Origin of the sequence: Modestobacter sp. VKM Ac-2986 (genome assembly GCF_026967795.1) — a bacterium.
In the GTDB taxonomy this organism is placed as follows: domain Bacteria; phylum Actinomycetota; class Actinomycetes; order Mycobacteriales; family Geodermatophilaceae; genus Modestobacter.
Genome location: NZ_JAPVBH010000007.1, coordinates 307,593 through 320,183 on the forward strand (window position 1 = coordinate 307,593; position 12,591 = coordinate 320,183).

At 77.2% G+C, this 12,591-nt stretch carries 10 protein-coding genes; 5 read left to right on the forward strand and 5 right to left on the reverse strand.

The features are described from left to right. Positions 1-3 precede the first annotated feature (3 nt). Positions 4-867 carry a DUF1206 domain-containing protein gene (locus O2W14_RS18435; RefSeq protein ID WP_269177583.1) on the forward strand — a complete coding sequence of 288 codons (864 nt, stop codon included), beginning with the start codon at positions 4-6 and terminating at the stop codon, positions 865-867. Between the two features lie 21 nt (positions 868-888). Here O2W14_RS18435 and O2W14_RS18440 read toward each other — a convergent pair whose 3' ends face one another. Together O2W14_RS18440 and O2W14_RS18445 are read right to left on the reverse strand one after the other, a co-directional pair. Further along, positions 889-1,284: a GNAT family N-acetyltransferase gene (locus O2W14_RS18440; protein WP_269177584.1), complete on the reverse strand. Its 396-nt coding sequence runs from the start codon at positions 1,282-1,284 to the stop codon at positions 889-891. A gap of 43 nt (positions 1,285-1,327) precedes the next feature. Further along, positions 1,328-1,675: an STAS domain-containing protein gene (locus O2W14_RS18445; protein WP_269177585.1), complete on the reverse strand. Its 348-nt coding sequence runs from the start codon at positions 1,673-1,675 to the stop codon at positions 1,328-1,330. Positions 1,676-1,932: 257 nt separating this feature from the next. On the opposite strand from O2W14_RS18445, the gene O2W14_RS18450 reads away from it, so the two are divergent. Further along, complete coding sequence (locus O2W14_RS18450) at positions 1,933-2,238, forward strand: hypothetical protein (protein ID WP_269177586.1); 306 nt, start codon at positions 1,933-1,935, stop codon at positions 2,236-2,238. A gap of 205 nt (positions 2,239-2,443) precedes the next feature. Beyond that, a complete protein-coding gene (locus O2W14_RS18455; RefSeq protein WP_269177587.1) occupies positions 2,444-2,812 on the forward strand; it encodes a hypothetical protein in 369 nt (122 codons plus the stop codon). Positions 2,813-2,932: 120 nt separating this feature from the next. On the opposite strand, the gene O2W14_RS18460 is transcribed toward O2W14_RS18455, so the two are convergent. Continuing rightward, complete coding sequence (locus O2W14_RS18460; RefSeq protein WP_269177588.1) at positions 2,933-5,881, reverse strand: sacsin N-terminal ATP-binding-like domain-containing protein; 2,949 nt, start codon at positions 5,879-5,881, stop codon at positions 2,933-2,935. A gap of 71 nt (positions 5,882-5,952) precedes the next feature. Continuing rightward, a complete protein-coding gene (locus tag O2W14_RS18465) occupies positions 5,953-8,328 on the reverse strand; it encodes a SpoIIE family protein phosphatase (RefSeq protein WP_269177589.1) in 2,376 nt (791 codons plus the stop codon). Positions 8,329-8,748: 420 nt separating this feature from the next. Between O2W14_RS18465 and O2W14_RS18470 the strand changes: the two genes are divergently transcribed. Then, positions 8,749-10,482 (forward strand): DEAD/DEAH box helicase, encoded by a 1,734-nt coding sequence (locus O2W14_RS18470; RefSeq protein ID WP_269177590.1) that lies wholly within the window; start codon positions 8,749-8,751, stop codon positions 10,480-10,482. A 90-nt stretch (positions 10,483-10,572) separates the two neighbouring features. Here the strand turns inward: O2W14_RS18470 and O2W14_RS18475 are convergent, their stop codons facing one another. Beyond that, the gene (locus tag O2W14_RS18475; protein WP_269177591.1) at positions 10,573-11,484 is read right to left on the reverse strand and encodes a helix-turn-helix transcriptional regulator; all 912 of its coding nucleotides are present in this window, start codon (positions 11,482-11,484) and stop codon (positions 10,573-10,575) included. Between the two features lie 162 nt (positions 11,485-11,646). Here O2W14_RS18475 and O2W14_RS18480 point away from each other — a divergent pair, with 162 nt between their 5' ends. Further along, the gene (locus tag O2W14_RS18480) at positions 11,647-12,417 is read left to right on the forward strand and encodes a glucose 1-dehydrogenase (RefSeq protein WP_269177592.1); all 771 of its coding nucleotides are present in this window, start codon (positions 11,647-11,649) and stop codon (positions 12,415-12,417) included. Positions 12,418-12,591: the final 174 nt, after the last annotated feature.

A 12,591-nucleotide genomic window follows, 5' to 3' on the forward strand; every position in this document is an offset into this window, starting at 1 on the left:
CCCGTGGGCGTCGTCCTCCGGCGGGTGCACGACGCGGTCACCCGTGCCCGTGAGGTCACCGACCACCCGGTGCTCACCCATCTGGCCCGGGTCGGGCTGACCGCCTACGGCGTGCTGCACCTGCTGATCGGCTGGCTGGCGTTCCGGATCGCCTGGTTCGTCCAGCCCAGCACCGCGGACGCCGACCAGACCGGCGCCCTGCAGACCGTCGCCGGCTCCCCCGGTGGCCGGGTGCTGCTGTGGGTCATCGGGCTGGGGATGCTCGCGCTGTCGGTGTGGCAGGCCGGGGAGGTGCTGCGCTGGTGGACCGGGCTGCTGCGCCCCGGGCACCGGCGGCGGGTGGCGGTCGTCTGCGCCAAGTGCGGGGCCAAGGCGGTGGTCTACGCGGTCCTCGGCGTCACCGCGCTGTTCTTCGCCGTCGGGGCGGAGTACGACGCCGCCGTGCGGTTCCGGGAGCTGACCGATGACGCGCTGCACATCCCCGGCGGCGCCGCGCTCGTCGTCGCGGTGGGCGTCGGCGTGGTCGCGGTCGGGCTCTACACGCTGGTGCGCGGGTTCACCGGCGGGTTCATGAAGGACATCGACCTGCACGCCGCACCCGACCGGGTCGAGCCGGTCATCCAGCACGTCGGCGCGGTGGGGTACGTCGCCAAGGGCATCGCCTTCGCCGTCTCCGGCGGGCTGCTGGTCTACGCCGCGGCCACCTCCGACGTGTCCACGGCGACCGGGCTGGACGGCGCGATGAACGCCATCGGCGCCGTGCCGACCGGGCAGTGGCTGCTCACCGCGGTCGCCGTCGGGTTCGCCGCCTTCGGCGTCTACGCCCTGGCCCGGGCCCGCTACCCCGACCGGGACCCCTCCACCTGAATCCCGCCCCTCGGGGAGCGGTCAGGTGAGGGCGATGAGGCCGGCGCCGGTGGGGGTGAAGCCGCAGCCGGTCTCGTAGAAGCCGCGCAGGTGGTCCTCGAAGTCGACGTGCAGCCACTCGCAGCCCGTGCCGCGGGCGCCGGCGACCGCGGTCTGCACGAGGGCGGTGCCGATCCCCTCCCGACGCCGGTCGGCGCGGACCAGGGTGTCGAGCAGGAAGGCGTGCACCCCGCCGTCCCAGGCGACGTTGACGAAGCCGACCAGCTCCCCGGCGTCGACGGCGGTCACCCAGCCGAGACTGAACCGCTCGACCTGGGCGTTCCAGCCGTCGTCGAGGAGGCGGTGGCCGAAGCCCTCGGCGTGCAGGGCGTTGACGTCGGCGTCGGCGAACCGGCCGCGCCAGCTGTACTGGACCATCCGCGCACCGTAGGCCGCGCCCCCGGGTCCGCGGTGGCGCGGTTCAGCCGATGACGGAGAAGACGTCCCAGAGGCCGGTGATCTGGAGCGGGCGGACGACGGCGCGGGTGCCGCCGACCCGCATCTGCAGCGTGCGGCCGCCGGCCTCGGCGGCGCGGTGGGCGGTGGCCAGGGCCGACAGCCCGGCCGAGTCCAGGAACGTGACGCCGGTCAGGTCGACCTCGACGGTCACGGTGCCGGGACGGTCGAGGACCTCGAGCAGGCAGCTGCGCAGCCCGGGGGCGGTGGTGGAGTCGATCTCGCCGTTGACCGAGATCGTGCACCCGTCGGCCGAGGTGGCGGAGCGGACGTCGATGCGGGTCGGGTCGAGGTCGAGAGGGAGTGCGGTCATGGGTACCTCCGGCGGGCCAGGGGCCGGCGACGTCGGCCGACCATGTGCGCCGAGCAGACGGGCACTCGGTCGCGGCTGGTGGTTGAACCGCGAGGACGACGCTAGGCAACCGATCCGTCGCGCACAAGGGGCCCCCGGCGTGGCGGCCGCCGCCACGCCGTCCGGTCCGGCCCGGACGTCGGGCGTGTCGGCGGTCCCGGGCCTCGGCCGCCGCTCACCGGCGGGGGCGCACAGCGACGGGGCGGATACTGGTGCCCATGTCGAAGTGGACGGTCCTCGCCGGGGTCGTGTGGGTGGTCCTGTGCGTGCTCGCCTTCACGGTCGACCCGATCCTCGGTGCCCTCGTGCTGATCTTCGGCGCCGCCGGCGTGGTCGTCGTCCAGCTGGCCAGCAGCTGGGACTCCCACCCCGACTTCGAGGCCCGTGAGCTGGCCCGGTCGCGGCGGCGCAAGGCCAAGTGGGAGCGCACCGCCCCGGCCCGGGAGAAGGACGCCGCGAAGTACGCCGCCCACCAGGCGCGGCAGGCTGCCAAGCGCCGGGCCGGGGCCGACACGTCCTCCTGACCGCCTCCTGGGAAAACCCCTGGACGGCGGACGACGCCGTCCCTACCGTCCTCGCCATGGGCTCCTGACACGGCCGCACCACCGATGAGCTGACCCGCGCCGGCTGCCTCGCAGCCCCGCCGTCCGCCGGTCCCCCCGGCCGACCCCCCTCCCCGCTCGTCCCGGCGCGCCCCCCGGCCGCCGGCCACCCCTCCTGGAGGCTCCCGTGTCACGACCCACCCCTGCCCTCGACGGCGCCGTCGCCGAGGCGCGCGCCCAGCTGCCCGAGGACGCCCACGGCGACTTCGACCGCCTCGTCCACGGCGTGCTCGCCGGCCGGCAGCCCGCCCTCGGCGCGGCACTGCGCAGCCAGCTGCCCGGCACCGGCGGCGTGCGCTGGCTGCACGCCGAGGGCGTCTCCCCCACCGCCCGCCCGTCGGTGCTGACCGCCGCCCAGTGGCTGTCGCTGTACGAGACGTGGCACGCCACCCAGCGGGCACCGCGGGCCGGTGGCCGCAGCGAGGGCCACGGCCCGCGGGCCGACAGCCGGCACGGCCACGCCCCCGGCGCCCAGGCCGCCCCCCGCTGGTTCTGAGAGGGCCCCCAGCCCTCCACCACTCGCACGCTCGGGGCGAGCCTGCGGACGGGGGTTGACGGCCCTCCTGCAGGGGCCCACCGCGAGCCTGGGAGTGGTGGGGGGCAGGGGGGCCCTCCGTCAGCCGACGCCGTCCTCGGCGGCGAGCTCGGCAGCGCGCTGGGGGTGGGCGAAGGCCTCGGTCAGCGCCTGGCGCAGCGGCCACGCCCCGGCCCGCCAGGCCAGGGCGCGGCCCAGCGCGGCCGGGGTGCCGTCGACCGCGTCGGTGTCGGCGCCGGGCCACCAGGCGACGTTGCGGCCGCCGCTGACGGTGAGCGTGGGGTGCACCGCCACCTGCCCGGTCAGCTCGGCCAACCCGAGCCGGGTGGCCGCAAGCCGCGCACCGGGCACCTCCGACCAGGCGACCGTGCGCGCGGCCCGGCTGGTCACCCGCGCCTGCTCCAGATCGCTGGCCAGCGGCAGGTGGAGCAGGTCCGCGACCGCCTCGGGGGCACCACCGGCGGGCACGAGCGGCGCCTCGACCAGTGGCTGCACCCACGGTGCGTCCAGCACGACGGCCTCGTCGCTGACCCGGTCGGGGGCCACCCGCACCCGGGCCGGCGGCTCGCCGTCCACGCCGTCCAGGGCGGCGGCGAGCCGGGCGTAGACGGTCCGCAGCACGGCCGGGCCGACCGTGCGAGCCGGGTCGCCCAGCCGGTCCAGCAGCTCGAGGGCGTCGTCGACGTCCTCCAGCAGCTCGGCCACGGTCGAGGCCGGCCGCAGCAGCTCCAGCACGGCCGGGGGCAGCTCGGGGACGGGTTCGTACAGTCCCTGCAGCTCCCCGTCGCCGGCGGCTCGCAGCTGGTCGGGGCGGGTGCCCTGCAGCACCGGTGAGGTGCGCAGCCACCAGCGCAGGTACCCCGGGACCACGGTGCCGCCCAGGTCCACGTCGGCGCGGGCGGCCTCGGGCAGGGCGGCCAGCAGCGGCAGCGCGCGGTCCCAGTCGCGGACCAGCTCCAGGTCGCGGACGACGGTGAGCGCGGGCCAGTCCGGCGGCGGCGCGTCCGCGGGCAGCCGGTCCAGGACGGCGTCGAGCCACTCCTCGGCCCGGTCGACGTCGAGCTCCTCGGGGTCGGTGGCGACGAGCAGCGCGAAGGTGTCCAGCACGCCGACCGCCCGCAGCACCCCGGCGTCCTGCCCGGCGGCGAGGTCGGGGTCCAGGGTGCCCAGCGCGCCGGGGGCGAGCACGTCGGCCAGCGGCGAGCCCGGGCGCACCAGCTCCCCGGCCGGCGCCCAGCCGCCGTCGTCGTCGGGCAGCGCCAGCTCGCCCAGCCAGGGCAGCTCACCCGGCGCCGGTGCCGCCGCGGCGACCAGCGCGAGGACGGCGACCGCCAGCGGCTCGACGTCCTCGCCGTCGTCGGCCCGGTCCAGCGAGCTCTCCACCGCGGCCCGCACCTCGGGGGCGGTGAGCACCGCGGCCGCGGTGGCCGGCTGGGCCCCGAGCCGTTCCAGCACCCGCCGGGCAGCGCCGGTGGCCACCGCCGGGTCGGCGATCCGCAGCCCCAGCGGGGCGAGCCGGTCGACCGGCAGCGCGGCGTCGGCGAGCAGGACGCCGGCCGGGGACTGCGCGGTGCGGCCGTCGGCGAGCGGCACCGGCAGTGCGGCCAGCTCCTCCCGGTCGGCGCCGTCGAGGGCGGCGTACAGGTCGGCCCACCACTCCCCCGGCCGCTGCACGCCGCGCACGGCCTCGACCACGTCGGCCAGCCCCGCCCGGCGCACGCCGAGCGCCGCCCGCACCAGGGCATCACCGCGCCGCGACCACCCGGCCGGCAGCAGCCCCGGCAGGACGCCGACCAGCGCGGCCACCCGCTCGTCGGAGGCCTCGTCGAGGGCGATGGCGCGGTCGGGTCGCAGTGGCGGCTCCTCCGGGTCCGCCGCCGGCAGCCAGGCGGTGGCGGTGAGCCGGTCGAGCACGGCGCGGCACAGCGCGGCGTCCAGCTCGTCGGCGGCCAGGCCCACGCCGGGCACCAGCTGCAGCAGCACCGGGTCGGCGGGCAGGGCGGCGAGGAGCTCGGCGTAGCCGTCGGCGGCGGCCCGGACCAGCGCGTCGGTGACCGGACCGGGGACCACGTGCCGCCGGTCGGGGCCGAGCGGGAAGGGTGCGACCAGCCGGGCGGGCACCGACAGCGGTTCGTCGCTGGGCGTCGGGGCGTGCAGCACCTGCCGTCCGGGCAGCGGGGCGGGGACGCCGTCGTCGTCCAGCGGGACCGCCCAGGTGAGGGTGGCCGTGCGGCGCCCGCGCTCCTCGACCGGGCGGTCGGCGAGCAGCTCCGCGGGCAGCTCGACGGTGCGCCGGACCAGCTGCCAGGTCCTGGTCCGGTTCCCGTCGCCGAGCCGGACCCGGCCGCCGTCCTGGTCGCGGGTGAGCGTGCGGGTCACCCCGTCGAGGACGACGTCGACCCGGGCCAGCGCGGGCAGGGCGAGCAGCAGCTCGGCGTCCAGCGCCTGCAGAGCCGCCCGGACGGCGGTGGCGCTGCCCGGCAGCAGCGGCAGCACGACCTCGGTGGCGAACCCGGCCGACGGGGCGCCCTGGTCCTCGAACGGCAGCCGCAGCACCGGGACCGCGCCGTCCCGGCGGGCCAGCTCGCCGGCCAGCGCGGGGACGGCGGCGACGGCGTCGCGGGTGGCGGCCGCGCTGAAGCGCACCGACCGGCCGGTGGAGCGGACGGCGGGTGCGTCGGTGACGCCCAGCACGGCGGCGAACCCGACGCCGAAGCGGCCCACGCTCTCGGGGGCGTCCCGCTTGGCCGACGCCCGCAGCGTGGCCAGCGCCTGCACGCCGTCGTCGTCGAGCGGGGCACCGGTGTTGGCCGCCCGCAGCTCGTCGCCGGCCAGCTCGAGGCGGAGGTGGCCCGGCTCCCCGGTGCGGGCGGCGGCGTCGGCGGCGTTCTGGGCGAGCTCGACCAGCAGCCGGTCGCGGTAGCCGCCGCGGACCAGGTCCTCCTCGGCGTTGGCGTCCTCCCGGAAGCGCGCCGGGGAGTCGGTCCAGGCGGCGAGCACCCGGCGGCGCAGTTCGGTCGGCTCGGGCACCCGCGCAGCATGCCGCAGGTCCGCCGCACCCGTCGGCCGGGGCGCGAGCAGCCGGCCGCGGACCCGGCGCGTCAGCGCAGCGCGCTGTGGCCCTCGGGCAACGGCACGGCGGGGGCGTCGGGCGGCCGGGGTTGGTCCTCGGGGTGCGCGCGGATGGCGAGCAGCGCGACGTCGTCGTCGACCTGGCCGTCCAGCTCGGCGAGCACCCGGTCGCACAGCTCCTCCAGCGGCAGGTGCCGCAGCTCCTGCAGGAGCCCGGCCAGCCAGGCGACGCCGTCGTCCAGCGGGACGCCGCGCCGCTCGATCAGCCCGTCGGTGTAGAGCAGCACGGTCGAGCCGGGCGCCAGCTCGTGCGCGTGGTCGTACCGGGGCCGTTCGGGGTCGACGCCGAGCAGGACGTCGGCCGGCCGCTCGAGCACCTCGACCGTGCCGTCGGGCAGCGCCAGCAGCGGCGCCGGGTGCCCGGCGTTGGACCAGCGCAGCACCCGGACGCCCCGGGCGGCGTCCGCGTCGGTCTGCTCGACGCTGGCCAGCACGGCCGTGGCCAGCGTCCCGATCGCCAGGTCGCGCATCGCCCGGTCCAGGCCGGTGAGCACCTCGGCCGGCGTCCCGCCGCCGCTGTGCGCGACACCGCGCAGCACGTTGCGGACCTGGGCCATCGCGGCCGCGGCGTGGCTGTCGTGCCCGGCGACGTCCCCGATGACCAGCACGGTGCGCCCGTCGGCGAGCACGAAGCTGTCGTACCAGTCGCCCCCGACCTGGGCCAGGCGTGCGGCCGGCAGGTAGCGGACGGCGACCTGCAGGTGGTCCGGTGCCGGCGGCTCGGACAGCAGGCTGCGCTGCAGCGCCTCGACGGTGCCGGCCAGGGCGGCGAGCGCGGTGCGCTCCGCCGTCCGGGTCCGCAGCCGGTCCAGCGCCTGGGCCGCCTGGGCGGCGAAGGCGACGACGACCTCGGTCTCGGCCGGGCTGAACGCCTGTGGCCCGGCCCAGCCGATGGTCAGGGACCCCAGCAGCCGGCCGCCGGTCTCCAGCGGCAGCGCGATCCAGGCCTGGCAGCCGGTGTCGGCGATCACCTGCGCCATCTCCGGGGTCAGCGCGCGGGACTCGGCCGCGTCGTGCAGGACGACGGGCCGGCGGGTGCGGGCGGCGATGCTGGCCGGGAGCGGGCCGGCCAACGGCAGGGACGCGTAGGTCGCCTGCGCCTGCGCCCCCAGCCCGTCGGTGACGACCAGCCGGAGCCTCGTCGCGTCGTCGGGGTCGGCGACCGCGACGCCACCGCCCCGGGCCCCCAGCACGGCGAGCCCGCGGTCGACGAGGTCGCGGGCGAGCTCGTGCACGGACTCGGCCCGGCCCAGCGTCAGCGCCAGCTCGGCCAGCGCGGCCAGCTGCCGGGCACTGCGCAGCTCGGCCTCCCGCGTCTGGATCCGGTCCAGCGCCTGGCTGACCTGGGCGGCGAAGGCGGTCAGCAGCTCGACGTCGGCCGGGTCGAACGGGTGCGGTTCGTGGAAGGCGACGGTGAGGACGCCGACGTCCCGGTCCGGGGTGCGCAGCGGCAGGCTGGCGAAGGCCACCGCCCCGGTCGCCTCGACCACCTCGGCCATCTCCGGGGCGAAGGCCACGGACGCGGCCCGGTCGGGCAGCAGGACCGGGCGTCCGGTGCGGCTGGCCACGCTCACCGGCAGCGGCCCGGACACCGGCACGGTCGCGTAGGTCGCCTGCGTGCGCTCGCCGCCGAGGCCTGCGGACACCACCGAGCGCAGGACGTCGCCGTCCCGGACCGCCACCGCGCCCCCGGGTGAGCCGACCAGCGACAGGCCGCCCTCGGTGACGACGGAGACCAGCTCCTCCACCGTCTGCGCACCGGCCAGCTGCAGTGCCACACCCGCCAGCGCGGCGAGGCGCCCGGCGCTGAGGGCCTCCGCGGCGCGGGCGTCGGCCAGCTCGGTGCTGCGGGCGAAGAGGTCGGACTCGACCTCCAGCACCCGGCGCTGCAGGAGCGAGGAGTCGATGCCGGCGCGCTCCTGCTCCCGCACGAAGTCGGTGATGTCCTCGGCCCGCTGCAGGACGTAGGCGCAGCGCCCGGCGTCGTCCAGGACCGGCGTGCTGATCAGACTCCAGAAGCGCTTGCTGAACCCACCGGCGCCGTCGGGGATGTCGTACTCCTGCAGCGGCATGGTGTCCGGCTGCAGGGTGTCCCGGGCGCGGGCGAAGGACGCCTCGACCTTGCTGACCCCGCCGTCGGCCTGCGTCTCCGAGGGGTTGCCGGGGAACGCCTCGAACACCGGCCGGCCGACGAGCTCGGTGCGGGTGCGCCCCGTCGTGGTCAGGTAGGCGTCGTTGGCCTCGACGATGACGAGGTCAGGGGTCATCAGCAGGTACGGCGTCGGCATCGCCCCGAAGACCGCGGCAAAGTCGATCGACCCGCGTCCCGCCCCTGCCTGCTCCACGTCCCTGCCCGTCTCCGCCCTCGGGAGCGGTCCGGCCGCGATGGTAGTGGGCGGCCGAGCCGTCCCCGTCCCGGTGCCGTCGGCCGTGGGCCGCCGGGACGACGGCAGCCGTGGTGCCCGGGGCGCCCGCGCAGGTCCCGGTGCGCCGCCCGGGGACGCGACGCCGGGTGAGAAGCCACCCACCCCTGTGTGACCAGTTCCTCTCCGGCCTCGGCCCGCTGGATGATCACGTCTGGCAGAGTGGGGAGCACCGGCGCCGCCCCCCGCTCATCCGAGAGCAGGTGGACTCGACGTCGGCGCGAGGCAGCGCCACCGAGGCGCGCCGGCGACCCGACGTCCGACCCGGAGCGACGCGGCCCCTGTGTGGTGGCCCCGCCTGGTGGACGAACGGTGGCCACCGGATTCGTTGAGGAACACCTGATGACCAGCACACCGACCACCCCTGCCCACGGCGCGGACCGCCCGCGCCGCCGCGCCACCGCCCCCGCCGCGGCGCCCGCCGCCGACGCCGGCTCGCGCACCCCCCGTCCCGCCGCACCGGCCGGCCCCGCAGCCGAGGGCCGTCCCGCCGAGGGCCGTCCCGGCGCGGAGGGCGATGCCGCGCGTCGTCGTCGTGGTGGCCGTGGCCGCGGCACCGGTCCCCGTCCCGAGGGCCAGACCTCCGCGCCCCGCGCCGAGGAGCACGTGCCCACCGCGCCGGTCGTGCCCGTGGGCGCCGACGCCACCGTGCTGCCGACCGACACCACCTTCGCCGAGCTCGGCGTCCCGGCCCCGCTGGTCGAGGTCCTGACCGCCAGCGGGATCACCGCGCCGTTCCCGATCCAGGTCGCGACGCTGCCCGACACGCTGGCCGGCCGCGACGTGCTCGGCCGCGGCCGCACCGGCTCGGGCAAGACGCTGGCCTTCTCCATCCCGCTGGTCGCCCGGCTCGCCGCCTCGACCAGCAAGCGCCTGCCCAAGCGGCCCCGTTCGCTGATCCTGGTGCCGACCCGTGAGCTGGCCAACCAGGTCGCTGCGGTCGTCGACCCGATGGCCCGCGCGCTGGGCATGAAGACCACCGTCGTCTTCGGTGGTGTCGGGCAGAACCCGCAGGTCCAGGCGCTGGCCTCCGGCGTGGACGTGCTCATCGCCTGCCCCGGCCGGCTCGAGGACCTCATCCAGCAGGGCCACTGCGACCTGGGCGCCGTCGAGGTCACCATCCTCGACGAGGCCGACCACATGGCCGACCTGGGCTTCCTGCCCGGCGTCAAGCGCCTGCTCGACCGCACCCCCAAGGTCGGCCAGCGGCTGCTGTTCTCCGCCACCCTGGACAACGGCGTCGACGTGCTGATCAAGCGCTACCTGGACCGTCCGACGACGCACTCGGTCGACCCGGCCGTCGCCCCGGTCTCCACGATGACCCACCACGTGTTCCGGGTCGACGCCGCCGACAAGCCCCAGATCGTCCAGGAGCTGGCCTCGGGGCTCGGCCGCACGGTGATGTTCACCCGCACCAAGCACCAGGCCAAGAAGCTGGCCAAGCAGCTCACCGCCGCCGGCGTGCCTGCGGTCGACCTGCACGGCAACCTCAGCCAGAACGCCCGCGAGCGCAACCTCGAGGCGTTCAGCAACGGCGAGACCCGGGTGCTGTGCGCCACCGACATCGCCGCCCGCGGCATCCACGTCGACGACGTCGCGATCGTCGTCCACGTCGACCCGCCGGCCGAGCACAAGGCCTACCTGCACCGCTCGGGCCGCACCGCCCGGGCCGGTGCCGGCGGCATCGTGGTCACCATCGCCACGCCCGACCAGGCCGGCGAGGTCCGCACCCTGGCCCGCCAGGCCGGGATCACTCCCGACGTCTCGGCGATCAAGCCCGGCGCCCGGGAGATCACCGCGCTGACCGGCCCGGCCGCACCCTACGTCGAGCCGGCCCCGGTGGCCGAGCCGCAGCCGCAGGGCACCGGTGGCGGCGGCAACGGCGGCCGTCGTCGTCGCAGCGGTGGCGCCGGCAGCGGGTCCGGCACCTCGTCGGCCGGCTCCTCGTCCGCCGGCGGCGGCCGGGGCGGCCAGGCCCGCTCCGGCGGCCCGGCCCGCACCCGGGCCGAGCTCGCCGCGCGGGCCGGCCAGGCGCCCTCGGGCGCCGGCCGGGGACGCGGCCGCACCGGCCGCTGACCTCTCCTCCGACACCCCGGGCCGGGGTCGGCCGTCCTCTGCGGACGGCCGGCACCGGCCCGTCGTCGTCCCGCGCCGCGGGACGCCGGGTCAGCGGTCGGCGGGGGCCCGGCCCTCGTCGCCGACCGTCTCCGTGTGCGTCGTGGCCCACCAGCTGGCCAGCAGGGCGAGCTGGTCGGCCACGGGCGAGCCGGGCTCGGCGGCGTAGACGGTGAGGTTGAGCCCCCAGGTGTCGCTGGAGGGCAGGTCCATCGCCTCGAAGGTGAGGTCCATCGAGCCGGTCACCGGGTGGGTGAAGGTCTTGACCCCGGTGTGGTGCAGCCGCACGTCGTGTCCGGCCCACCGCCGGCGGAACTCCTCGCTGCGGGTGACCAGCTCCCCCACCAGGTCGGTCAGCGCCCGGTTGTGCGGGTCGCGCCCGGCCTCGGTGCGCATGATCGCCACCGTGGTGTCCGCCGCCGCCGCCCACTCGAGGTGGAAGTCCCGCGCGGCGGGGTCGAGGAACTGGAACCGGGCGATGTTCGCGTGCTGCTTCTGGGCGGCGCCGGCCACGGGCGACTCGTACACCGGCGAGTAGAGGGCCCGGCCCAGGTCGTTGGCCGCCACGATGTCCATCCGTCCGTTGCGGACGATCGCCGGGGCGCCGGTCATCGCGTCGAGCATCCACTGCACGCTGGACCGCACGGTCCGCGCCGCCCGCCGCCGCGGGGCGATGCGGGAGGGACGGGCCGCCCGGGCCAGGTCCAGCAGGTGCGCGCGCTCGGCCTCGTCGAGCCGCAGCGCGCGGGCCACGGCGTCCAGGACGTCGTCGGAGACCTCGGCGATGTGCCCCCGCTCCAGCCGGATGTACCAGTCGGTGCTCACCCCGGCCAGGACGGCGACCTCCTCGCGCCGCAGACCCGGCACCCGCCGGCGGCCCGAGGACGGCAGCCCCACCTGGGCCGGGTCGAGCTTGGCGCGGCGGCTGGCCAGGAAGTCCCGGATCTCGGCCCTGTTGTCCATGCCGACCACGCTAAACGCGCGCCGGGCAGCGGGGCGGCTCCGAGGGAGGCGGCATCACTCCCCCCATGAGCTCGCCCTGCCACCACGCTCCGGGAGCGCCTTCCCTCAGGTCGACGCCGGAGCCGACGGCTCCGACCGGACCCACAGGGAGCCCGTGACCCCATGACCTCCAGCACCCAGCGCTTCAGCGGCGAGGTCGCCTTCGTGACCGGCGCCGGCACCGGCATCGGCCGCGCCACCGCACTGGCCCTCGTCGCCGAGGGGGCCCGCGTCGCCGTCAGCGGCCTCGAGGGACCCGACCTCACCGAGACCGCGCGGCTCGTCCAGGCCGCGGGCGGCACGGCGCTGGCCCTCGCCTGCGACGTCTCCGTCGAGAGCGACGTCGAGCAGGCGCCGGCGGCCACCGTCGAGGCCTTCGGTCGGCTGGACGTCGCGTTCGACAACGCCGGCGTCGAGCAGGAGCAACTGCCCCTCGACGAGCTGGCCACCGAGGACTGGCACCGGATCGTCGCCGTCGACCTCACCGGTGTCTACCACTGCATGAAGCACCAGGTGCCGCTGCTGCGGGCCGCGGGCGGCGGCTCGATCGTCAACACCTCCTCCGGCGCCGGCGTCATCGGGATCGCCGGGCAGGCCGCCTACGCCGCCGCCAAGTGGGGCGTCATCGGCATGACCAAGTCCGTCGCCCTCGAGGTGGCCGCCGAGGGCATCCGGGTCAACGCGGTCTGCACCGGGATGATCGACACCCCGATGATGGGACGCCTCTCCGGCGGCACGGACGAGGGGTACCAGCAGGTCGTCAGCCTGGAGCCCGTCGGCCGGATGGGCCGGCCCGAGGAGATCGCCTCCGCCGTCCTGTGGCTGTCCTCCGACCTCGGCGCCTTCACCGTCGGGACCGCCCTGGTCGTCGACGGCGGCCAGACGGCCGGCTGACCGGTTCGTGAACGCCTCGACCACGCCCCGGCGCCCACGGTCCCTCATCCGGCGACCAGCGACGGCCGCGCTGGCGGCCGCCGCCGTCCTGGCGGTCGCACCGACGCTGACCGCGTGCGGCAGCCCCGGACCCGCCGCGGGCAAGCCGGCAGCCGTTGCACCCAGCGCGACCCC